This is a genomic window from Nocardia aurantia, assembly GCF_009604425.1.
Classification (GTDB): Bacteria; Actinomycetota; Actinomycetes; order Mycobacteriales; family Mycobacteriaceae; genus Nocardia; species Nocardia aurantia.
Window position 1 is genome coordinate 178,163 of record NZ_WEGI01000004.1, and the last position, 23,584, is coordinate 201,746.

Sequence of the window (23,584 nt, forward strand, 5' to 3'; positions counted from 1 at the left end):
TGCCGTTCGTCTCGGCACGAGACCGCCGCCGAAGAAAATCCGAATTGTGATCCTCTGCACGACAATTCGGAATGCGCCATTCGAGAGAACGGTATTCATGTTCGGCCTTGGGTGGTGGCGTCGTTGGTGGAATTATCCGGTCGCCTGCTCCCCGTCCGGTTGACAAGTGGGGCACCAGAACAGGTTTCGGGATTCGAGGACGGTGTGGTGGATGGGGGTGGCGCAGATTCGGCAGGGGTCGCCGGTGCGGCGGTAGACGTAGGTGCGGGGTTTGTTCTCCGCGTAGGAGGGGGCGCCGTGGTCGTGTTCGGGGCGGACCACGACGATCTTGCCGCGGCGGACGCCCAGGCGCATGAGGTCGACTAGGTCGGTCCACATCTCGTCCCATTCGTCGCGGTGCAGGGCGCGGCCGGTGCGGTGCGGTGAGATGTGGTGGCGGAACAGGAGTTCCGCGCGGTAGACGTTGCCGATGCCGGCGACGACCGACTGGTCCATCAGCAGCGCGGCGATCGGGCGGGCCGAGCGGTGGATGCGGTGCCAGGCGCGGTCGGGGTCGGCGTCGCGGCGCAGGGGGTCCGGGCCGAGCCGGGTGGTGAGGGCGGTCACCTCCGGCTCGTGCAGGACCTCGCAGGCGGAGGGGCCGCGGAGGTCGGTACCCCACAGCGGGCCCTCCGCGCGGCCGGTGCCGATCATCCGCATCCGCACCTGGCCGACCGGATCACCAAGGGGGCCTGCGGTTTCCGTGAAGGTGCCGTACAGGCCGAGGTGGACGTGCACGAACAGGCCGGACTCGTAGCGGTGCAGCAGATGTTTGCCCCACGCCTCGGCGCGGACCAGGACGTGGCCGTCCACCAGGGCCGCGCCGTCGGCGAAGCGGCCCTGCGGGCTGGAGACCCGCACGACGCCACCCGCGAATCGCTTGTGGTGCAGCCGTGCCAGGCGGTGCAGCGTATGCCCTTCCGGCATGGCCGCGGATCAGTTCGGGACGACCGGTGCGACGCCCGTCTTCTCGTAGTCGGCGAGGATGTCGATGCGGCGCTGGTGCCGCTCCTCACCGGACCACGGGGTGGCCAGGAAGGCGTCGACGATCTGCAGGGCGTCCTCGGTGCTGTGCATCCGGCCGCCGATGCCCATCAGCTGGGCCTTGTTGTGCTGGCGGGCCAGGCGGGCGGTCTCGACGCTCCAGGCCAGGGCGCAGCGGGCGCCGGGGACCTTGTTGGCGGCGATCTGCTCACCGTTGCCGCTGCCGCCGATCACGATGCCGAGGCTGCCCTCGTCCGCGACCACGCGCCGCGCGGCGTCGATGCAGAACGCCGGATAATCGTCCAGGGCGTCGTATTCGTGTGCACCGCAATCGAATACTTCGTGGCCCGCGCGCTGCAGATGATCCTTGATGTTGTTCTTCAACTCGAAGCCGGCATGGTCGGCACCCAGGTATACGCGCATGGGTACCGATTGTGTCAGGCGACCGACACGGTATTCGTCGCGGGATCGCGGCCGCGCGGCGCTCGATAGAGTCGGGATCATGTCCGACGAACACTGGCGTCCAACGGCCGCGCAGCCGCCAACACCGGGTTGGAATCCCGTCACCGGGATGACCGGCTGGGATCCGCGGGTGGGGCCGCCGGGATGGGCACAGCAACAGCCTTACGTACCGCCGCAGATCCCACCGCACCAGCGGGATCGCGGATTGTCACCGTTCGGGATGCCGGCCCGGCACAGCTGGGAGATTCCACTGCTGGTCGTGGTGATCGTGGTGACGGTCCTGGCCTACCTGGTCGTGATCCTGATGGCCGTGCTGGGACACGTCAACCAGTACAGCCTGCTGCTGTTGTTCGCGCCGGTGCTGTTGTGGCTGGGCCGTGGCATGAACTATTCGCAGCAGCGGCTGAACGCGGTGCGGATGTCGCCGACCCAGTTCCCGGAGGGCTATCGGCTTGTGGTGGAGGCCGCCGGGCGGTTCGGGATGGCGAAGGTGCCCGACGCGTACGTGGTGCTGGGCAACGGCCAGATCAACGCCTTCGCCTCCGGGCACGGTTTCCGGCGGTACGTCTGTGTCTACAGCGATCTGTTCGAAGTGGGTGGCGCGGCCCGCGATCCGGATGCGCTGGCGTTCATCATCGGTCACGAGGTGGGCCACATCGCCGCCGGGCACGTCTCCTACTGGCGGCAGTTGGGCATGTTCGTCGTGCCCTTCCTGCCGGTGCTCGGCAACGCGCTGATCCGGTCCCAGGAGTACACCGCCGACAATCACGGGTTCTGCAACCGGCACCTCGGGGCGCCCGGCGCGATGCGGACGCTGGCCGCCGGAAAATATCTGAACAGCCTCGTGCACTTCGACGAGATGGCCGACCGCGCACCTCGGGAGAAGGGTTTCTTCATCTGGGTGGTCAACGCGATGGCCTCGCATCCGGTGCTGACCTGGCGGATGTGGGCGCTGCGCGATCGTAGCCGCCACGGCAAGCTGTTCCTGCGTCCGAGCGTGCCGCCGCCGGCGCGGTTCGCCGGGCCGCCGCCGGGCTATCCGCCGCCCGGCGGTCAGTACGGGGAAGTTCCGCCGTACCGGGCACCGTGACGAAATCTGTTGTCGGACAAGTCGATTCGCGACGAGCACGACGGTCGGTACCGCACCGGGCGGCGGTGGGGCAGACTGCCGGGGTGAGCATGAGGTTCAGTGCGGGCGTGCTGTTGTTCCGGCGGCACGCCGAACTCGAGGTCCTGCTGGGGCATATGGGCGGTCCGCTGTGGGCGAAGAAGGACGCCGCCGCCTGGTCGATCCCGAAGGGGGAGTATCTGCCCGAGGAGGAGACGGCCGCGGCGGCCGCGGCGCGCGAGTTCGAGGAGGAGCTCGGTCTCCCGGTGCCGGCGGGGGAGTGGGTGCCGCTGGGCGATGTGCGGTACGGCACCAAACAGGTGACGGTCTGGGCCGTCGAGGGCGATCTCGATCCGGCGCTCGTCGTACCCGGGACCTTCGAGATGCAGTGGCCGCCCCGCTCGGGCCGCATGCAAGAGTTCCCCGAGATCGATCGGGCGGCCTGGTTCGGGCTCGAAACCGCCCGGGAGAAGCTCGTGGCCGGGCAGCGGCCGATTCTCGACCGGATCGCCGAGCACGTCACCGGCGCGCTGCCGCGCTGACGGCGCTTCCAGCTTTCTCCCAGCTCCGGTGCGGAACAATGGGGTGCGTGAACAGCCCGACGTCGCACGCCGACCTACCCGCCGCCGAGAATCCCCGGCTCGCCGCCGACGGCCTGCCGCGGACGAGGCGCCGATGAGTCTGCGGCGCCGGGTGTCCTCGATCCCGCTGCGTATCGGTCTGGTGGTCGCGATGGTCACCCTGACCGGACTGGTGTTGCTGGCGTGTGGATTCGCGGTCACCTCGTCGCTGTCGAAATCGCTCACCGCTCGCACCGACGATCAGATCACCGACGCGGTGCAGAGCTGGGCCCGGCCGCGGCCGATGAAACAGGTCGACACCGCGAGCGGACCACGCTGGGTGCCCGCCGATCTGCAGGGCCCGCCGCCACCGCAACCGTCGAACGCGGAGCAGCCGCGGCGGTTCTTCGAGGTGCGGTTGTCGCCGAGCGGGGACGTCTATCAGCAGGAGGGTCCGCGGGTGTCCGGGCCGAGGCTGCCGGACAAGCCGGTGCCCGGACCGGTGACGGTCCCGTCGGTGGACGGGTCCACCTCGTGGCGGATCGTCACGCTGAGCAATCAGTACGGCTCGACGACCGTGGGCCTCCCGCTGACCGACAATCGCGACACCGTATCCCGGTTGATCGCCTTCGAGCTCGGCACCGGACTGGCCGGACTGCTACTGCTCGGCGCGGCCGGATACCTGGTGGTGCGGCGCAGCCTGCGCCCGTTGCGGCAGGTGGAGGAGACCGCGGCGGCCATCGCCGGCGGCGATCTCAACCGCCGGGTGCCGGTCCGCAACGTGGACACCGAGGTCGACCATCTCGCCCGGTCGCTGAACGCGATGCTCAGCCAGATCCAGTACGGCGTCCACGCCACCGAGGCCTCGGAGGAGGCGGCGCGCCGATCCGAGGCGAAGATGCGGCAGTTCGTCGCCGACGCCAGTCACGAGTTGCGCACCCCGCTGACCACGATCCGTGGGTTCGCGGAGCTGTATCGCCAAGGGGCGAGCCAGGATCCGCGGCTGGTGCTGGAGCGCATCGAGGGCGAGGCCGGCCGGATGAGCCTGCTGGTGGAGGATCTGCTGATGCTGGCCCGGCTGGACGCGCAGCGGCCGTTGGAACGCCGTCCGGTCGACCTGCTGACATTGGCCGGCGACGCGGTGCACAATGCCCAGGCGATGGCCGCGCAACAGGCCGGGCCGGACAGTCCGGCACGGCCGATCTCGCTCGAAATCGCTTCCGGCACGGGAACTCTGGAGGTCCGAGGCGACGAGGCCCGGCTGCGGCAGATACTCGCGAATCTGCTCGGCAACGCACTGACCCACACGCCGGCCGGCACTCCGGTCACCGTGCGGCTGACGCCGGACGTGGAGCGGGTGCGCATCGACGTCGCCGACAAGGGACCGGGGCTGTCCGCGGAGGCCGCGGCGCGGGTGTTCGAACGGTTCTACCGCACCGACACCTCGCGGACCCGGGCCAGCGGCGGCAGCGGGCTGGGACTGTCGATCGTGCGGGCCCTGGTCACCGCGCACGACGGCGAGGTGAGCGTATCCAGCGAGCCGGGCGCCGGCGCGACCTTCAGCGTCGTCCTACCTCGCTGACCTCGGCGAACACGGCACAGCGAGCTCCCAGGGTTTATCCAGCGACGCTGCAGCATCCGGCCGCATGCTCGAGTCATGACCGAGATTTCAACCGTTGTTCCCGCTTTCGATCGCCGCGGTGCGGCGGTTACCGCACCTGTCGTGGACGTGGTGATTCCCGTCTACAACGAGGAGCGTGATCTCGGCGTCTGCGTGCGCCGGCTGCACGAGTTCCTGCGCGGCGGTTTCCCGTTCACGGCCCGGATCACGATCGCCGACAACGCGTCGACCGACGCCACCCTGGAGGTCGCGCGGCTGATGGCCGCGGAATTGGACGGGGTGCGGGTGGTGCATCTGGATCGTAAGGGCCGGGGGCGGGCGTTGCGTGCGGTGTGGGAGGCGTCGGATGCGCAGGTGGTGGCGTATATGGATGTGGATCTGTCGACGGATCTGAACGCGTTGCTGCCGTTGGTGGCGCCGTTGGTGTCGGGGCATTCGGATCTGGCGATCGGGACGCGGTTGTCGCGGTCGTCGCGGGTGGTGCGGGGGCCGAAGCGGGAGTTGATTTCGCGGTGTTACAACCTGATTCTGAAGGCGTCGTTGCGGGCGCGGTTCTCGGATGCGCAGTGCGGGTTCAAGGCGATGCGGGCGGAGGTGGCGCGGCGGTTGTTGCCGTTGGTGGAGGACGGGGAGTGGTTCTTCGACACCGAGTTGCTGGTGCTGGCGGAGCGGTCGGGGTTGCGGATCCACGAGGTGCCGGTGGATTGGATCGATGATCCGGATTCGCGGGTGGATATCGTCGATACCGCGCGCAAGGATCTGCTCGGCGTCTGGCGGGTCTCGAAGGGCCTGGCGACCGGAGCGCTCCCGGTGGACGAGCTGCGTGCCGCGATCGGGCGGGAGCCGCTGGTCGACGGGGTGCCGCTGGGCATGGTCGGGCAGTTGGTGCGATTCGGCATCATCGGCGTGGCGTCGACCCTCGCCTACATGCTGCTGTATGTGTTGTTGCAGCCGCTGGCGGGGGCTCAGGCGGCCAACTTCCTCTCGCTGCTGATCACGGCCGTCGGCAATACCGCGGCCAATCGCGCGTTCACGTTCGGGGTGCGAGGCTCGACCCGGCTGGTGTCGCAGCACGTGCAGGGCCTGCTGCTGTTCGGGTTCGCCTGGGTGGTGACCAGTGGCTCGCTGTTCACGCTGCACCGCTGGGCACCGGACGCCGACGTACATCTGGAACTGTTCGTGCTGGTGGCGGCCAACCTGGTGGCGACCATCGCCCGCTTCGTGGGCCTGCGGTTCGTGTTCCGCAACGAGGCGCCCGCGGCCGCGGTGGTGAGCGAACAGGCCGCCACCAACCGGCTCGACCGCGTCTACGCCGACGCCTGACCCGACCCGGAGCCCGGCTCGATCACGAGCCGGGCTCCCAGCGTTCTCCCAGCCTCGTCGCAGCGGCCGACAGAGTCGGTCTGCGAGGCTGGGCGCCATGACCGATACCGCGACCGCACCGAGCCGACCCGTGCCCGGACCTCCGGGGCAGGACCGACCCGCCGGGCCGGTGTCCCGGTGGGAGTATCCGGCTTTGGCATTGCTGCTGGTCGGGACCGCTGTCGGGTATTTCTGGAATCTGAGCGCCAACGGCTGGGCGAATTCGTTCTACGCGGCGGCGGTGCAGGCAGGGGCGAAGTCGTGGAAGGCGTTCTTCTTCGGGTCCTCGGATTGGGGTAACTCGATCACCGTCGACAAGACTCCGGCGTCGTTGTGGCCGATGGAGATCTCGGTGCGGGTGTTCGGGTTGCATTCGTGGAGCATGCTGCTGCCGCAGGTGCTGCTGGGGCTCGGGTCGGTGGCGTTGATCTGGGTCACCGTGCGGCGCGTCGCGGGACCGGTCGCGGGTCTGCTCGGTGGTGTCGCGTTGGCGGTGACGCCGGTGGCGGCGTTGATGTTCCGGTTCAACAATCCCGATGCGGCACTGGTGTTCCTGATGCTGGCGGCGGTGTGGGCGATGACCCGCGCGCTGGCCGACGGGCGGTGGCGGTGGCTGGTGCTGTGCGGGCTGTTCGTGGGGCTGGGGTTCCTCGCGAAGCAATTGCAGGTGATGCTGGTGCTCCCGGCACTGGCGGTGACATATCTGGTGGCGGGTCCGCCGCGTCTGGGTGCACGGGTGCTGCAACTGCTGGCCGCCGGGGTGGCGGTGGTGGTGGGCGCCGGTTGGTGGGTGTTGATCGCTCAGCTGTGGCCGTCGGCGTCGCGGCCGTATTTCGGTGGGTCGGAACACAATTCGACGATGGAATTGGCGTTCGGCTACAACGGGCTGGACCGGTTGGGGGTCGGTGGCGACAGCGGATTCCCGGGACCGCCGCCCGGTGGTGGCTCCGAACGCCCGCGGTTCAACTTCTTCGGCTCCGAGCCCGGATTGCCCCGGCTGTTCAGTGAGACTGTGGGTGGTCAGGTGGCATGGCTGATTCCGGCGGCACTGGTGCTGGTCGTCGTCGCGATCATCCTGCGCGGGCGGGCGCCGCGCACTGACCCGCAGCGGTCCGCGCTGCTGCTGTGGGGTGGCTGGGCACTGGTGACCGGGCTCGTCTTCAGCTTCATGCGCGGCATCTTCCACCAGTACTACACCGTCGCGCTGGCTCCCGCCGTCGCCGGAACGCTCGGTCTCGGTGTGGTGCTGGTGTGGCGTGAACGCGAAAAAATCTGGGTGCGTGCGGCTCTCGCGTTCGCGATGGCGTTGACCACCGCCACTGCCGTCGTATTCCTCTGGCGGACACCGTCGTTCGTGCCGTGGTTGCGCTGGGCCGTGCTCGCGATCGGCGTGATCGCCACGATCGCTCTTCTGATACCGAGCGCGCGGCGTCCGGCTCCCGGCTCCGCGGGCCCGGGGCGTTTCGCGCTCGGCTCGGCAGTTCTCGCGACCGTCGCCGGACTCGCCGCTCCGGTGGCGTATTCGATCCAGACGATCGCCCTTCCGCACAACGGTGGCATCGTGCTCGCCGGTCCCCGCACCGGCAGCGGATTTCCGTGGGGGCCCGGACCGGGTGGGCCGGGTGCGGGTGGACCCGGCGGCCAACCGGGCACTGGTGGACCGGGTGCCGCCGGTGACCAGGTGAGTCCTGGCGGCTCGGGCAGTGCCGGTGGTCAAGCCGGTCCCGGCGGCTCGGGGAGCGCCGGTGGACAAGCCGGTCCCGGCGGCCCGGGTGGGCCGGACGGAGGGGCTGCTCCGGGCGTGCCTGGGAACGCGGCTCCCGGTGATTCGGAAGCACCCGATCGCGGTGACGCTCCAGAGGGTGACGGGACATCCGGCGGCCCGGCGGTTCCTGGCGCACCCGGAACTCCGGCCGGCCCGGCGACGCCCGACGGACCCGGCGCACCGAACGCCACGGACAGCACCGGTCGGAGTCCTGGTGTGCCGGGTGGACTTCCCGGTGCGGGAGGTGACGGACAGCAGCCGCAGCCGGCCGGTGATGGCAAGCCGGGCAACGGAACCGGTGGGCCGCGCGGGTCCGATGGATCCGACGACGAGGTGGTGGCGTTGCTGCGTGCGAGCAGCTCGGGATACACCTGGGCGGCCGCCACCATCGGATCGATGGGTCAGGCCGACCTGCAGTTGAACAGCGGACAGGCGGTCATGCCGATCGGAGGCTTCGGCGGTGGCGATCCGTCACCCACCCTGGAGCAGTTCCAGCAGTACGTTGCTACGGGCCGCATCCACTACTTCGTGACGGACAACCGAGGTCCGGGCGGTGGCGGTCCCGGCCGCAACAAGGACTCGGCGTCGGCGAAGATCAGCCAGTGGGTCAAGGACCACTACATCGCGACCGCAGTGGGGGACAGCGTGGTCTATGACCTCACCGCGACACGAATCCCCTAGCCGACACGAATCCGGTCGCGCTCGAGGCGATGTGGCCGCATGCTCCTCGACGGCCGGTACGACCACACGGTGGGCCGGTCCACTACGTCGTGACCGACAACGGAGGGCCCCGGTGGTGGCGATCCTGGGCGGAACAAGGATTCGGCCGTGCCGAAGATCGGTTGATGTCGACGATCGCCAGGCCACCGTCGGTGAGGCAGAGCGGTACACGACTTCACTGTGTGTCGTACCTCTTGGCCGACCGCGAATCCGGTCGGACTCGAGGTGGTGTCGCCCGTGTGCACTTCGAGCACGCGGGCGATACCACCTCGAAGGCGAGAAGCATGCGGTGACGCCGGACTGCTCAGCGCGAACAAGCCGACGGGATCGCCAAGGGGATCGATGGGCGGCACCACTGCTCAGGACCCGACGGGTGCGCCGGCCCATCGGCGCCGACCGAGAGCCGGTTGTACGCGCCGCACCGGATCCGTCGGAGTCGGCTGGGTCTGCGGCGCGCCGCGATGCACAGAGCCGGCGGGTACGAGTGTCGGATCTGCCGGGGCAGCGTGCGCGGCTCGCCGGAGGTTGGCGGCGGGTGCGGTGTGCGGGGTCTGCCGGGATTGGCGCCGGGTGCGGCTGCCGGGTCTGCTGGGGCAGCGTGCCCGACCCGAGGGGGTTGGCGGTGGGTGCGGTGTGCCGGGTCTGCCGGGGTTGGCGCCGAATGTGGCTGCCGGGTCTGCTGGGGCAGCGTGCCCGACCTGCGGGGGTTGGCGGCAGGTGCGGTGTGTCGGTCTGCCGGGGTTGGCGGTAGGTCCGGGTATCGGGTCTGCGGGGGTTGGCGGTGGGTGCGGGTGTCGGGTCTGCGGTGGGTGCGGTGTGTCGGGTCTACCGGGGTTGGCGGTGGGGGCGGGTGCCGGACCCACCGAGGGTTGGCGGCAGGTGCGGCATGCCGGGTCCGTCGGGTCTGCGGGGTTGGCGGTGGGTGCGGGTGCCGGACCCACCGGGGGCGGCGGCGGGAGCGGCGTGCCGGGCTTGCCAGGGCGGCCGCGGGTGTGGCGGGCTGGATCGGGCTCAGAGGCGGGGGTCGATCGGTTCGGATTCCAGGGCGAGGATCGCGAAGACGGCCTCGTGGATGCGCCACAGGGGGTCGCCCGCGACGAGGCGGTCCAGTGCTTCCAGGCCCAGGGCGTATTCGCGCAGTGCCAGGGAGCGTTTGCGGCCCAGGCCGCGGGCGCGTAGGCGGGCGAGGTTGGCGGGGTGCCGGTACTCGGGGCCGTAGATGATCCGGAGGTATTCCGGGCCACGGCATTTCACGCCGGGCTGCACGAGACGGTTACTGCGCGTGGCGGTTCCGTGTACAAGGGCATCGGCGGGTTTGACCACCATGCCTTCGCCGCCCGCGGTGGTGAGGGTGGACCACCAGGTGGTGGCTGCCGCTTCGCTGTCGGCATCCCCGAGGTCGACCACCACTCGCGCGGTCGGTGTGAACAGGTCCGGGTCCGCGGTGACCAGGGTGTCGAGCCGCTCGAGGTGCCAGAGGTGTTCGCGGACAGCGTAGTTGGCGCCCTCGCCGGCCAAGATCTGGAAGGGGGCCAGGCGCACACCCGCCAGGCCGTCGACGGGCCAGCAGTAGCGGCCGTAGGCGGCGGTGAAGGCGTCGGCGTCCGCGCGCCGGGCCGTGGTGCGGGCGGCGAGTTCGCCGACGTCCACGCCCCGGGCGGCGGTGGCCGCGAGCACCGATTCGGCGGCGTTCAATGCGGTCCGGGCGGCGGCGCCGACGGCGGCGTACTGCTCGCGTAGCAGTCCCATCGCCTTCGCCGACCAGGGCAGCAACTCGGCGTCCAGGACCAGCCAGGAGGTGTCCAGTGCCGTGAACAGGCCGGCACTCTCGGCGGCGGCGCGAACTCGGGACAGGATGGCCTCCGTGAGTGCCGGATCGTCGAAGAACGGGCGGCCGGTGCGGGTGTAGAGGGCGCCGGTGGTGCCGTCGTCGACGCCGAAGCGGTCTCGGGCGGCCTCGGCGGTCCGCGCGAGCACGACGATCGCCCGGGAGCCCATGTGCTTCTCCTCGCACACCACCGTCGTCACGCCCTCGGAGCGGAAGTAGTCGAACGCCTGGGCGGGATGCTCCAGGAGATCGTCGGAACCCGAGGTGGCGCACGGCGACATGGTCGGTGGCAGGTGGACCAGCCAGCGCGGGTCGACGGCGTACCGGCTCATGACCTCCAGTGCGGCGCCGGCGTTCTCCTCCTGGACGCTCACCCGGCCCAGGTGCCCGGTCTCCACCACGCGGCGGCCGATCACATCGTCCAGGTCGAGCACGCCGGGGTCGCCGTGCCGGACGCCGTCCACCCCGCTCGATGTCAGCGGGCGCACCGGTTCGTACCAGACCTGCCGGGCAGGCACGGAGATCGGTTCGCGCTCCGGATAACGCAGCGCGGTCAGGCGGCCGCCGAACACCACGCCGGTGTCCAGGCACAGGGTGTTGTTCACCCAGTGCAGGTCCGCGACGGGAGTGTGGCCGTACAGGACGGTGGCGCGACCGCGGTACTCCTCGGCCCACGGATACCGCACCGGCAGGCCGTATTCGTCCGTCTCCCCGGTGGTTTCGCCGTACATCGCGAACGAGCGCACCCGGCCGGAAGCGCGGCCGTGGTACTCCTGCTTCAGGCCGGCGTGCGCGACCACCAGGTTGCCGCCGTCGAGTACGTAGTGGCTGAGCAGGCCGTGACAGAAGTCGCGGGCCACGGCGCGGAACTCCGCGGACTCCGCGGCCAGCTGCGCCAGTGACTCGGCCAGGCCGTGCGCCACGGTGACCTTGCGGCCGTCCAGCGCGCGAACGAGCTTGTTCTCGTGATTTCCGGTGACGCACAAGGCATTTCCGGCGGAAACCATACCCATCACCAGGCGCAACACACCCGGGGTGTCGGGCCCGCGGTCGACCAGATCGCCGACGAACACCGCGGTGCGACCGTCGGGATGCCGCGCGTCGACCGGCCGGCCGCTGTCGTCCCGGTGCACTCGATAGCCGAGTGTGCCGAGCAGGTCCTCCAACTCGGCGCGGCAGCCGTGCACATCGCCGATGATGTCGAACGGGCCGGTCAACTCGCGCTTGTCGGTCCAGGACTTCTCGTCGACCACGGTGGCGGCCTCGATCTCGTCGACCCCGCGCAGCACGTAGACCCGGCGGAAACCTTCCCGTTCCAGGCCGCGCAGGCTGCGGCGCAGGTCGCGCTGGTGCCGGGCGACGACATGATCGGTGAGGTGGCTGCGTTCGGGCCGTAGTGCGTTGCGCTGCAGGCACACCCGGTCCGGGACGTCGAGCACGATCGCCACCGGTAGCACGTCGTGTTCCCGCGCGACCCGGATGAGCTCCTGCCGGGACCTCGCCTGCACGTTGGTGGCGTCGACGACGGTGCGCAGGCCGCGGCGCAGCCGCACCCCGGCGATGTGGTGCAGCAGCGCGAACGCCTCGTCCGTGGCCGACTGATCGTTCTCGTCGTCGCTGACGATGCCGCGGCAGGTGTCCGACGACACGATCGCCGTGGGCCGGAAGTGCTTGCGCGCGAACGTGGATTTACCCGAGCCGGTACTGCCGACCAGGGCCACCAGGCACAGTTCGGGAATGGACAGTTCGGTCATCGCCGCGCCTCCTCTGCTGCCGCGTCGTGCGGCGCGGCGGGTTCGGATGTGCCGAACACCGCCAACTGGGTCGGCGGTCCGAGCTCCGGATCCGCGGGACCGACCGGCTCGAACCGCACCGAATAGCCGTAGTTGCGGGCGACACTCGTCGCCCAGTTCGTGAATTCCGCCCGGCTCCATTCGAATCGGTGATCCGAATGCCGGAAGCTGCCCGCGGACAGCCCTTCGTACAGCGAGTTGTACTCGCCGTTGGGGGTGGTGACCACCACGGTCGCGGGCTTGGCCGCACCGAACACCGAGTGCGCCAGCGCGGGCAGTCGCGGTGGATCGATGTGCTCGATCACCTCCATGAGCACGGCGGCGTCGTAACCGCGCAGCGCGGCGTCGGTGTAGGTCAGCGCGCCCTGGCGGAGCTGGATCCGGTGGGCGAGCGCACCCGGCAGCCGATCGAGGCGCCGCCGCGCGATCTGCAGTGCTCGCGTCGACACGTCCACTCCGACGATCTCCTCGAACATGTTGTCGGCCAGCAGATCTCGCAGTAGGAGACCCTCGCCGCACCCGAGATCCAGTACCCGTCGGGCCCCGGCGGCGCGGAGGGTGCTCACCACCGCCCGCCGCCGCAGCACCGCCAGCGACGGCGGTGCCACAGCGGCCTGCGCGTCGGCCGGAAGCGGTCGTATGCGGTCGGAGCGAGGCGCGTCGGCCGGTTTCGCATCGGCTCGCGGAGCCGACCGGGAGGACGAAAGCTGCTCCGCAGCAGACGATTCCGTGCCGACCATGGCCGCGCCGGCCCGAGTGACCGTCGATCGGACCGCTGCGACATCCGCCTCCAGCGGACGTCGCCCGGCCTCGCCGGGCCCGACATCGGCCGGGCTCGCGGCTCCGGAGTCGGCAGCGGCGGCCGAGCAGTCGTCGGACTGGTCGGCGGTATCCACGTCGTCGACCGCATCCAGCTCCTCGGGTGCGGCGTCGTCGATCTCGGCGAGCCGGGCGAGGGCGGTGCGGACCAGGGACTGGCGGCGGGCCAGATAGCGACGGGTGATCCAGTCGCGTTCCGGATGGGCCGGAAGCCAGTTCGCGCCCGCCCGCAGCAGCTTGTCGATCTCGTCGGCGGCGAGCCAGTAGTGCTTGCCACCGTCGAGGACGGGAAGCAGGACGTACAGATGGTTCAGGGCGTCGGCGAGCCGCAGGGTGCCCGTCAGTTCCAGCCGCAGGTAGTGGGAATCGCCCCAGTCGGGGAACGCGGGATCCAGCGGGACGGGTGTGGCCGTGACCGACCAGCCCAGCGGTGCGAACATTCGCTCGGCGCGGTCGGGACCGCCCTTGCACGGGACGGCCGGCAGTTCGATACGCAGGGGAAGGGCCGTGTCCGGCAACTCGGGACGCAGGGCGCAACGGCCGTGCAGGGCACTGGAGAACACGGTGGAGATGGCGACCGCCAGCAGCGACGAGGCCGCGTAGGGCCGGTCGTTGACGTACTGGGCCAGACTGAATTCGGGTGTGCCACGGGTCTTTCCGCGCACCAGCCGGACCGGGTCGATCTCCAGCAGCAGCGCCGCGGTACAGCGCTGTGCGGTGGCCTCGGGATAGAGCACGTGCGCGGTGCCGTACGACTGATCGAACACCTGCGCCCGGTCCGGGTGTTTGTGCAACAGGTACCCGAGATCCGTTGCCGCCCAAGCGGCATTGTCGGGCCGGAGGCAGGTGATGGTCAACAGCATGCCGTGATCGTCACCCGGGACCGGCGAGTGCGGCAAGCTATTTCCGGTTCCCGCACCCGCTGCCGGGAAACTCGCGGCGCCCGGGACCACGGGAGTGCGGTCAGACCGCCGTCCCGAGCGGAGCCAGGCGGTCGAAGACCGCGGTCGCGGGCTGATACAGCTGGACCGAACGCAATTCGTGCACGTGCAGGTGACCGTCCAGTCGCCGCACCGCCCAGTTCGGTGGCACATTGCGGCGGCGGGCGGCGTACGCGGTCATCAGGTCGCGGGCGAGTTGCGGTGGCGGCACGCGGTAGGCGGCGCGGCGGTGCAGGATCAGCACCAGCACGTGTTCCGGTGGGGCGTCGAGATCGGCCGGGTCGCCCAGCAATCGGAACGAGCGCGCCGCGATGGGGGTTTCGAGATCACTGCCGAGGAATTCGGTTATCGCGCTGGGTGATTCGGCGGTGGCGACGAGCCGCGGCACCAGTTCGGGAGCCGGGTGCGGGGTTTCCGGACCCCTGGCGCGCAGCGGTTCGTGCCGGGCGACCAGGTCGGCGAACGCGTCCCGCAGCCCCACGGCATACAGGTAACCGGTGCAGCGCAGGGCGAAGGAGGTGGTGATGCCGTGGTGTGACGGTGCGGCCGACCGCGGGGCGGGGGCCACCGCGGCGGCGCTGCGGAGCTCCATGTTCGTCCAATCCTCATCGGCGTCCCAACCGGTTTCGTCGTCGGGAGTGGTGCGGAGCCTATACCTCGGAAGTGGGTTAAGCGGATGTGTTTCATTCTTATTGAGTGGACTCACGAATCGGCAGGTCAGACCCTTTGTCCACGGTGTGGTAGCTAGTGTTTCACTGTGTGCCACTGGCGGATTGCGGCCATGCGGACCGGCCGTGTTGACGCTGCTGTTGTCGGCCGGGCCGTGTAGGTTCGCCCCGGCGGCCCGGCGGGGTCGCCGAACGGATGTGCAACGACATCGAGGAGGAGCGCGAATGCGCGGAGTGGGCAGGATCGGATCGGTCGCGGCGGCGATGGTCGCGACGGCGGTACTGGCCGGGTGTGGCAGCAGCGGCGATTCGTCGACGACGTCGGCGACGGGCGCCGGCGCGACCGCCGCGCAATCGCAGGGCGCCGCCGGCCACGGCCGCGCCTGCACCGCCGACGACGTCAAGGTCGACGGTGGCTTCGGGGCGGCGCCGAAGATCACGCTGCCCGGCGACTGCGATCCGCCCGCCAACCTGATCACCAAGGACCTCGTCACCGGCACCGGGCCAGGGGCCGAGGCGGGTCAGCAACTGCTCATGAACTACTCGCTGGTCACCTGGTCGGACAAGCAGAAGCTGGACAGCTCCTTCGACCGCGGCCAGCCGTTCCCGCTGACCCTCGGCGCGGGCATGGTCATCCAGGGCTGGGACAAAGGGTTGACGGGTATCCAGCAGGGCGCCCGGCGCCTGCTGATCGTGCCGCCGCAGCTCGGTTACGGCCAGGGTGGCAACGGTGTGAAGCCCAACGAGACGCTGGTCTTCGTGACCGATGCGGTCAAGGTCGGCGGCTAGCCGCCGCCGCACGGCCCCCGGCCGGGAGTACCCGGGTCGGTCGACTAATCTGGTTCGGATGCGATCGGGGGGACCCTGAAGCCGACCGGACGATGTCGGCCGACCCACAGAACGTCAAACGGAAAAGTACAACGAACAAGGAGCATGTCCGTGAAGAGCACCGTCGAGCAGCTGAGCCCGACCCGGGTCCGCATCAACGTCGAGGTGCCCTTCGAGGAGCTGAAGCCGGACTTCGATCGGGCCTACAAGGCGCTGGCCAAGCAGGTCCGCATCCCCGGCTTCCGCCCGGGTAAGGCGCCCGCGCGACTGCTGGAGGCGCGGCTGGGCCGCGGCGCCATCCTCGAGCAGGTCGTCAACGACGCGCTGCCGGCCCGCTACAGCGAGGCCGTCTCCACCGCCGACGTGAAGGTGATCGGCCGCCCCGAGATCGAGATCACCAAGGTCGAGGACGGCTCGGAGCTGGCCTTCTCCGCCGAGGTCGACGTCCGCCCGGAGATCGCCCTGCCGGACTACAGCGCCATCGCCGTCACCGTCGACCCGATCGCGGTCGGCGACGAGGACATCGAGCAGCAGCTGCAGTCGCTGCGGCAGCGCTTCGGCACCCTGAAGAACGTCGAGCGCCCGGTCGCCGAGGGCGATTTCATCTCCATCGACCTCTCGGCCACCGTCGACGGCCAGGACGTCGAGGAGGCCGCCACCACCGGCCTGTCGCACGAGGTCGGCTCCGGTCAGCTGATCGCGGGCCTGGACGAGGCCGTGACCGGCCTGTCCGCCGGCGAGTCGAAGGAGTTCACCTCCACCCTGGTCGCCGGTGAGCATGCCGGCAAGGATGCGGTCATCACCGTCACCGTGCAGTCGGTCAAGGAGCGTGAGCTGCCCGAGGCCGACGACGAATTCGCCCAGCTGGCAAGCGAATTCGACACCATCGACGAGCTGAAGACCGACCTGCGCGGCCGGGTCGAGCAGTCCAAGAAGGTCGAGCAGGCCGGCGAGATCCGCGACAAGGTGCTCGAGGCGTTGCTGGAGCAGACCGAGGTGCCGCTGCCGGAGGGCGCCGTGCAGGCCGAGGTCGACGCGGTCACCCACGACGCGGTGCACGGCTTCGACCACGACGAGGCCGCGTTCGCCGCCGCCCTGGCGGCCGAGGGCTCCTCCCGCGAGGAGTTCGACAAGGACGCCAAGGAGGCCGCCGAGAAGTCGGTGAAGACCCAGCTGCTGCTGGACGCGGTCGCCGAGGCGGAGCAGACCGAGGTCGGCCAGCAGGAGCTCACCGAGCGGATCCTGTTCCAGGCGCAGCGGTACGGCCTGTCGCCCGAGCAGTTCCTGCAGCAGGTGCAGCAGGCCGGTCAGCTCGGCGCGATCTTCGCCGACGTCCGCCGCGGCAAGGCGCTCGCCGGCGTGGTCGGCCAGGCGACCGTCACCGACACCGAGGGCAACACCGTCGACACCGCGGAGATGTTCGGAGCCCTCGACGCTGACGACGAGGCCGTCGAGATCGTCGACGACGAGTCGGCCGCGGAGCCCGCGGGGACGAGTGCGGAGTAACGAGATGCGTTCGCGGCGCTATTGTCACGGGATGATGAGCGCCGTGCCGCGCGTCGGCGAGGTTCGCCGTTAGCGAAGTGGGGCGGTACCGGGAGTTCGGTGCCGCCCCGCTTCGTTAGGGTTTGTGTCAGCGAACAAGGACAGGGTCGAGCGATGGGCACCGAGGAGACGGCTTGCGTCACCACGGCACGCCTCTGGGAGACCGCAAATGGGATCAAGGCAGTGCTTGCGAGCACCGAGCCGGTGAGAGAGGGCAGGTATCCGTGACAATCAATCAGGCAGGGCCGGTCATGACATCCGCGACCGCTGGTCTCAACCTCAGTGATTCGGTGTACGAGCGCCTGCTGCGGGACCGCATCATCTTCCTGGGTACCCAGGTCGACGACGACATCGCCAACAAGCTCTGCGCGCAGATCCTGTTGCTGGCCGCGGAGGATCCGAGCCGCGAGATCTCGCTGTACATCAACTCGCCGGGCGGGTCGGTCACCGCCGGCATGGCGATCTACGACACCATGCAGTTCGCCGAGTGCGACATCTCGACGATCGCGATCGGCCTGGCCGCGTCGATGGGGCAGTTCCTGCTCACCGCCGGCACCACGGGCAAGCGATACGCGCTGCCGCACACCCGGATCATGATGCACCAGCCGTCGGCCGGTATCGGTGGTTCGGCCGCGGACATCGCGATCATGGCCGAGCAGTTCGCGCACACCAAGCGCGAGCTCAACGAGTTGCAGGCGCTGCACACCGGCAAGTCGGTGGAGCAGGTCACCGCGGACGCCGACCGCGACCGCTGGTTCACCGCCAAGGACGCGCTGGAGTACGGGTTCATCGACAAGGTGATCACCCATGCCCGGCAGGCTTCCAACGGCAGTGCGAACTGACCTGCGCCGCATAGCGAATCGAGCTCAACCCCACCGACTTTGGAGACGAAGATGACCCTCATCGATCCCCGCGCCGGCCTGTCCGGGATCGCGCCGGCGAGCCCGCAGGCGCGGTACATCCTGCCCTCGTTCATCGAGCACTCGAGCTTCGGTGTCAAGGAGTCCAACCCGTACAACAAGCTGTTCGAGGAGCGCATCATCTTCCTCGGCGTGCAGGTGGACGACGCCTCGGCCAACGACGTGATGGCGCAGTTGCTGGTGCTGGAGTCGCTGGATCCCGACCGCGACATCACGATGTACATCAACTCGCCCGGTGGCTCGTTCACCTCGCTGATGGCGATCTACGACACCATGCAGTACGTCCGGGCCGACGTGGCCACCGTCTGCCTGGGCCAGGCGGCCTCCGCCGCCGCCGTGCTGCTGGCGGCCGGCACTCCCGGCAAGCGGGCTTGCCTGCCCAACGCCCGTGTGCTGATCCACCAGCCATCACTGGAGGGGGGCATCCAGGGCCAGGTTTCCGACCTGGAGATCCAGGCCGCCGAGATCGAGCGCATGCGCCGGCTCATGGAGACCACCCTGGCCCGGCACACCGGTAAGGATGCCGACACGATCCGCAAGGACACCGATCGGGACAAGATCCTCACGGCCGACGAGGCCAAGGAGTACGGGATCATCGACACCGTGTTCGACTACCGGAAGCTCAGCGCTCAGAAGAAGTGAATTGTGGCGGATCCCTCGCCGGCAGCGGTCGGCGAGGGTTTTTCCGGAGCAGAAGTGGCAGGCGTGACGGACCGGGACACTCCCGTGACGAGAAACGTGCTCAAGTTGTCGACCTCGATCGCGCGTTCCGGGTACGGTCACTCTAGGGACCTTTGCTCATGGTTGCCGAATGGAGTCGAAGGCGAACCGGTGCCCACCCCCATCTGGCCGCGCCGAAATGTGGCCGGCGCGAGATACTGATGGTTGTGCGACGGGTAGCGTTGTTCGCAGATGGCTTGTCGGCAGCCGGGACAGACGGTTGCACGCGGACAAGGAAGTAGGGACCCACGAGATGGCGCGCATCGGTGATGGCGGCGATCTGCTGAAGTGCTCTTTCTGCGGAAAGAGCCAGAAGCAGGTCAAGAAGCTCATTGCGGGACCGGGGGTGTACATCTGCGACGAGTGCATCGATCTGTGCAACGAGATCATCGAAGAGGAACTGGCCGAATCCAGTGAGGTGAAGCTCGACGAGCTGCCGAAGCCGCAGGAGATCCGCGACTTCCTGGAGCAGTACGTCATCGGGCAGGATTCCGCCAAGCGCACCCTCGCCGTCGCGGTGTACAACCACTACAAGCGTATTCAGGCCGGGGACAAAGGCCGGGACAATCGCGGCGAACCGGTCGAATTGGCCAAATCGAACATTCTGATGCTGGGCCCCACCGGCTGCGGTAAGACCTATCTCGCGCAGACGCTGGCGAAGATGCTGAACGTCCCGTTCGCCATCGCCGACGCCACCGCGCTCACGGAGGCCGGTTACGTCGGCGAGGACGTCGAGAACATCCTGCTGAAGCTCATCCAGGCCGCCGACTACGACGTCAAGCGCGCCGAGACGGGCATCATCTACATCGACGAGGTCGACAAGATCGCCCGCAAGTCGGAGAATCCGTCGATCACCCGGGATGTGTCCGGCGAGGGCGTGCAGCAGGCACTGCTGAAGATCCTCGAGGGCACCCAGGCGAGCGTGCCGCCGCAGGGTGGCCGCAAGCATCCGCATCAGGAATTCATCCAGATCGACACCACCAACGTGCTGTTCATCGTGGCGGGCGCGTTCGCGGGGCTCGAGCGGATCGTGCAGGACCGGGTGGGCAAGCGCGGCATCGGTTTCGGCTCCGAGGTGCGGTCGAAGGCCGATATCGACACCAGCGACCGGTTCGCCGATGTCATGCCGGAGGATCTGATCAAGTTCGGCCTGATCCCCGAGTTCATCGGCCGGCTGCCGGTCGTCGCCTCGGTCACCAACCTGGACAAGGAATCGCTGGTGCGCATCCTGTCCGAGCCGAAGAACGCGCTCGTGAAGCAGTACGTGCGGTTGTTCGAAATGGACGGCGTGGACCTGGAATTCACCACGGACGCGTTGGAAGCCGTTGCGGATCAGGCGATCCTGCGTGGCACCGGCGCCCGCGGCCTGCGCGCCATCATGGAGGAAGTGCTGCTGCCGGTGATGTACGACATCCCCAGTCGCGACGATGTCGCGAAGGTGGTCGTCAACGCCGACACCGTCAACGACAACGTGCTGCCGACCATCGTGCCGCGCAAGCGGCAGCCACCGGAGCGCCGCGAGAAGACCGCCTAGTCGACTGCCGCGCCACGACGAACTCGTGTGTTCGGCCCCCGCCCCCGGCTTCGTCCGGGGGCGGAGTCGTGCGTGCCGGGCAATCTCAGTGTGCCGGGGATGCGCGCCTGGTCATGGGACGAATCGGGCCCCTCGGCGTAGGCTTCGACATCGGGAGACGCCGATTGTTCGGGCCTGCTCCGGTAGGAGGACGATAGAACCATGCACCGTAACGCCCCCACCCGTGATATCGACGAGGCCAGGCTCACGGTCACCCCGCCGAAGCAGCAGGCCGCCGGCGTGACGGCGGTGGCGGTCGCGCTGGAGCGCGCCGTCGAGGAGATGGGCGTGGTACGGACCGCCCGCACGCTGAGCCGGCTGAATCAGCAGCACGGCTTCGACTGCCCGGGTTGCGCGTGGCCCGAACCGAGCGGGCATCGCCGGCCCGCGGAGTTCTGCGAGAACGGCGCGAAGGCGGTCGCCGAGGAGGCGACACTGCGCACCGTCACCCCCGAATTCTTCGCGGAGCACTCGATCGCCGATCTGTCCGGAAGGTCCGGATACTGGCTCGGTCAGCAAGGCCGCTTGACGCATCCGATGGTGCTGCGCCCCGGAGCCACACACTATGCGCCGATCTCCTGGGACGACGCCTACCGGCTGATCGCCGAGACGCTGCGCGGACTGGACTCGCCGGACGAGGCGCTGTTCTACACCTCCGGGCGTACCGCCAACGAGACGGCCTTCCTGTATCAGCTGCTGGTCCGCAGCTTCGGCACCAACAACCTGCCGGACTGCTCCAACATGTGTCACGAATCGTCCGGTACGGCGCTGACCGGCTCGATCGGCATCGGCAAGGGGTCGGTCTCGATCGATGATTTCGAGCACGCCGATCTGGTCGTGGTGGCCGGCCAGAATCCGGGCACCAACCATCCCCGGATGTTGTCGGCGCTGCAGAAGGCCAAGGTGGCCGGCGCTCGGGTGATCGCGGTGAATCCGCTGCCCGAGACCGGCCTGCTCGGTTTCCGCGATCCGCAGACCGTGAAGGGTTTCACCACCGGCGTCGCGATCGCCGACGACTTCCTGCAGATCCGTCTCGGTGGCGATATGGCCCTGTTCCAGGGGCTGGCGAAACTGCTGTTCGAGGCGGAGGACCGGGCGCCGGGCACGGTGGTCGACCACGTCTTCGTCGACGCGCACACCGCCGGCTTCGCCGAGTACGAGAAGCATTGCCGTGCCGTCGATCTCGCGGTCGTCGAGGAGGCGACGGGCCTGTCCCGGGAGCAGCTGGAGCGGACCGCCCGGATGCTGGCCGAATCGACATCGACCATCATCTGCTGGGCGATGGGCCTGACCCAGCAGCGGCACGGCGTGGCGACCATCGAGGAGGCCACCAACCTGTTGCTGCTGCGCGGCATGATCGGCAAGCCCGGGGCGGGGGTGTGCCCGGTGCGCGGACATTCCAACGTCCAGGGCGACCGGACGATGGGCATCTGGGAGCGGATGCCCGAGACGTTCCTGGCCGCACTCGACACCGAATTCGGCATCACCAGCCCGCGCGCGCACGGCTACGACACGGTGGACGCGATCCGCGCGATGCGCGACGGCCGGGCGAAGGTGTTCGTCGGGATGGGCGGCAATTTCGTCTCCGCCACCCCCGACACCGGGGTCACCGAGGCGGGCCTGCGCGGTTGCGCACTGACGGTACAGGTTTCGACGAAGCTGAACCGCAGTCACGTGGTGCACGGGCACACCGCGCTGATCCTGCCCACGCTCGGCCGCACCGACGCGGACGTGAGCCCGGACGGCCGCAAACAGCAGGTGTCGGTGGAGGATTCGATGTCCATGGTGCATCTGTCCACGGGCCGGCTGACCCCGGTGAGCGAGCATCTGCGCAGCGAGGTCGCGATCGTCTGCGAGCTGGCGCTGGCGCTGTTCGGGCCCGATCATCCGGTGCCGTGGGCGCGGTTCCGGTCCGACTACGATCGGATCCGCGACGCGATCGCCCGCGTCGTCCCCGGCTGCGCCGACTACAACGCCAAGGTGCGGCAGCGCAACGGTTTCCAGCTTCCGCACCCGCCCCGGGACGCGCGGGAGTTCCGGACCGCCACGGGGAAGGCGAACTTCGCGGTGAACGACCTGCACTGGCTGCCGGTGCCCGCGGGCCGGCTGATCCTGCAGACGCTGCGCAGCCACGACCAGTACAACACCACGATCTACGGCCTGGACGATCGTTATCGCGGAATTCACAACGGCCGCAAGGTGATTCTGGTCAACCCGGAGGACATCACCGCGCTCGGCCTCGCCGACGGGGATCTGGTCGACGTGATCTCCGAATGGGCGGACGGTGAGCGCCGGGTCACCGGATTCCGGGTCGTCGGGTATTCCACGCCGCGTGGTAATGCCGCCGCCTACTATCCGGAGACCAATCCGCTGGTGCCGCTGGATCATGTTGCCGAACGGTCGAATACGCCGGTGTCGAAGGCGGTCCCGGTCCGGCTCGAGCCGCACGTCCACACGACCGTCGCGGCGTCATGAGCCGGGTCACCGCCCGTCGCCGCATGGTGCGGATCACCCCGGCGGGGGAGATCCGGCGCCCGGACTCGCTGGCGGTGGAGGAACCGCTGGAACTGCGGATCGACGGGCAGTCGCTGACGGTGACGATGCGCACGCCGGGTAACGATGTCGATCTCGCGCACGGATTCCTGCTGAGCGAGAACATCATCGGCAGCGCCGACGATATCGTGTCGGCCCGCTACTGCGCGGGCACCGACGAGGACGGCCGCAACACCTACAACGTGCTCGACATCCGATTGCGCACGGCCACACCGATACTCGCTCGGAGTTTCCCGACCACCAGCGCCTGCGGCCTGTGCGGCAAGACCTCGCTGGACGAGGTGCACGCCCGCAGCCGGTATCCGCTGCCCGCCGAGGGGCCGGTGGTGGACGCCGCCGTGCTGGCGGCGCTGCCCGGCGAATTGCGTTCCCGTCAGGCGGTTTTCGATGCCACCGGTGGGTTGCACGCGGCGGGTCTGTTCACCTCGGACGGGGTCGCGCTCGCGGTGCGCGAGGACGTCGGGCGGCACAACGCCGTCGACAAGGTGATCGGCGCGGCGATGCGCGAGGACCGGATTCCCGCCGGTGAGCTGGTGCTGGTGGTCTCCGGCCGCGCCTCGTTCGAGCTGGTGCAGAAGGCGGTCATGGCCGGGATCCCGGTGCTCGCGGCGGTTTCGGCGCCCAGTTCGCTGGCCGTGGACCTGGCCGCCGGCAGCGGGCTCACCCTCGCCGGATTCGTCCGCGGCGAGACGATGAACATCTACACGGGAGCCCATCGCGTCGCCCGCCGGAGTGCTACCCTCGCCATCTAGAACACGTTCCAATTCGGTGGGAG

The 23,584-nt window shown here is 69.2% G+C and carries 17 protein-coding genes; 12 read left to right on the forward strand and 5 right to left on the reverse strand.

The genetic code is table 11. From position 1 onward, the window contains the following. Positions 1-132 precede the first annotated feature (132 nt). On the reverse strand, positions 133-966 hold the full coding sequence (locus NRB56_RS10155; protein WP_153340759.1) for an Fpg/Nei family DNA glycosylase: 834 nt from the start codon (positions 964-966) through the stop codon (positions 133-135). Positions 967-975: 9 nt separating this feature from the next. Beyond that, positions 976-1,446, reverse strand: a complete 471-nt coding sequence (locus NRB56_RS10160) for a ribose-5-phosphate isomerase (RefSeq protein ID WP_153340760.1) — start codon at positions 1,444-1,446, stop codon at positions 976-978. A 148-nt stretch (positions 1,447-1,594) separates the two neighbouring features. Between NRB56_RS10160 and NRB56_RS10165 the strand changes: the two genes are divergently transcribed. From NRB56_RS10165 to NRB56_RS10185, 5 genes are all read left to right on the forward strand, one after another. Then, entirely contained in the window at positions 1,595-2,575 is a 981-nt protein-coding gene (locus NRB56_RS10165; protein ID WP_406603463.1) for a M48 family metallopeptidase, read from the forward strand. An 89-nt stretch (positions 2,576-2,664) separates the two neighbouring features. Further along, on the forward strand, positions 2,665-3,135 hold the full coding sequence (locus tag NRB56_RS10170) for an NUDIX domain-containing protein (protein ID WP_153341288.1): 471 nt from the start codon (positions 2,665-2,667) through the stop codon (positions 3,133-3,135). A gap of 190 nt (positions 3,136-3,325) precedes the next feature. Further along, positions 3,326-4,735: a sensor histidine kinase gene (locus tag NRB56_RS10175; protein ID WP_406603464.1), complete on the forward strand. Its 1,410-nt coding sequence runs from the start codon at positions 3,326-3,328 to the stop codon at positions 4,733-4,735. A gap of 75 nt (positions 4,736-4,810) precedes the next feature. Beyond that, positions 4,811-6,097, forward strand: a complete 1,287-nt coding sequence (locus tag NRB56_RS10180; RefSeq protein WP_153340766.1) for a bifunctional glycosyltransferase family 2/GtrA family protein — start codon at positions 4,811-4,813, stop codon at positions 6,095-6,097. Between the two features lie 97 nt (positions 6,098-6,194). Then, complete coding sequence (locus tag NRB56_RS10185) at positions 6,195-8,582, forward strand: glycosyltransferase family 39 protein (protein ID WP_153340768.1); 2,388 nt, start codon at positions 6,195-6,197, stop codon at positions 8,580-8,582. A 1,050-nt stretch (positions 8,583-9,632) separates the two neighbouring features. On the opposite strand, the gene NRB56_RS10190 is transcribed toward NRB56_RS10185, so the two are convergent. From NRB56_RS10190 to NRB56_RS10200, 3 genes are all read right to left on the reverse strand, one after another. Then, complete coding sequence (locus NRB56_RS10190; protein ID WP_153340770.1) at positions 9,633-12,203, reverse strand: polynucleotide kinase-phosphatase; 2,571 nt, start codon at positions 12,201-12,203, stop codon at positions 9,633-9,635. Next, a complete protein-coding gene (locus tag NRB56_RS10195) occupies positions 12,200-13,924 on the reverse strand; it encodes a 3' terminal RNA ribose 2'-O-methyltransferase Hen1 (protein ID WP_153340772.1) in 1,725 nt (574 codons plus the stop codon). The genes NRB56_RS10190 and NRB56_RS10195 overlap by 4 nt, the downstream gene beginning before the upstream one ends. Before the next feature lie 100 nt (positions 13,925-14,024). Beyond that, positions 14,025-14,594, reverse strand: a complete 570-nt coding sequence (locus NRB56_RS10200) for a condensation domain-containing protein (RefSeq protein WP_153340774.1) — start codon at positions 14,592-14,594, stop codon at positions 14,025-14,027. A gap of 301 nt (positions 14,595-14,895) precedes the next feature. Between NRB56_RS10200 and NRB56_RS10205 the strand changes: the two genes are divergently transcribed. The 7 genes from NRB56_RS10205 to fdhD all read left to right on the forward strand — a co-directional run bounded on the left by NRB56_RS10205 (position 14,896) and on the right by fdhD (position 23,561). Then, positions 14,896-15,459, forward strand: coding sequence for an FKBP-type peptidyl-prolyl cis-trans isomerase (locus NRB56_RS10205; RefSeq protein WP_194290795.1), 564 nt, complete (start codon positions 14,896-14,898; stop codon positions 15,457-15,459). A gap of 150 nt (positions 15,460-15,609) precedes the next feature. Further along, the gene (gene tig / locus NRB56_RS10210) at positions 15,610-17,004 is read left to right on the forward strand and encodes a trigger factor (protein WP_319942799.1); all 1,395 of its coding nucleotides are present in this window, start codon (positions 15,610-15,612) and stop codon (positions 17,002-17,004) included. 269 nt (positions 17,005-17,273) lie between these two features. Next, positions 17,274-17,885: an ATP-dependent Clp protease proteolytic subunit gene (locus tag NRB56_RS10215; RefSeq protein WP_255359834.1), complete on the forward strand. Its 612-nt coding sequence runs from the start codon at positions 17,274-17,276 to the stop codon at positions 17,883-17,885. A 51-nt stretch (positions 17,886-17,936) separates the two neighbouring features. Further along, positions 17,937-18,605, forward strand: coding sequence for an ATP-dependent Clp protease proteolytic subunit (locus tag NRB56_RS10220; protein ID WP_019928809.1), 669 nt, complete (start codon positions 17,937-17,939; stop codon positions 18,603-18,605). A gap of 331 nt (positions 18,606-18,936) precedes the next feature. Beyond that, positions 18,937-20,217: an ATP-dependent Clp protease ATP-binding subunit ClpX gene (gene clpX, locus NRB56_RS10225; RefSeq protein WP_153340778.1), complete on the forward strand. Its 1,281-nt coding sequence runs from the start codon at positions 18,937-18,939 to the stop codon at positions 20,215-20,217. 201 nt (positions 20,218-20,418) lie between these two features. Further along, positions 20,419-22,731, forward strand: coding sequence for an FdhF/YdeP family oxidoreductase (locus tag NRB56_RS10230; RefSeq protein WP_153340780.1), 2,313 nt, complete (start codon positions 20,419-20,421; stop codon positions 22,729-22,731). After that, the gene (fdhD, locus tag NRB56_RS10235; RefSeq protein ID WP_153340782.1) at positions 22,728-23,561 is read left to right on the forward strand and encodes a formate dehydrogenase accessory sulfurtransferase FdhD; all 834 of its coding nucleotides are present in this window, start codon (positions 22,728-22,730) and stop codon (positions 23,559-23,561) included. Before NRB56_RS10230 ends, fdhD begins: the two co-directional genes overlap by 4 nt. Positions 23,562-23,584 lie beyond the last annotated feature (23 nt).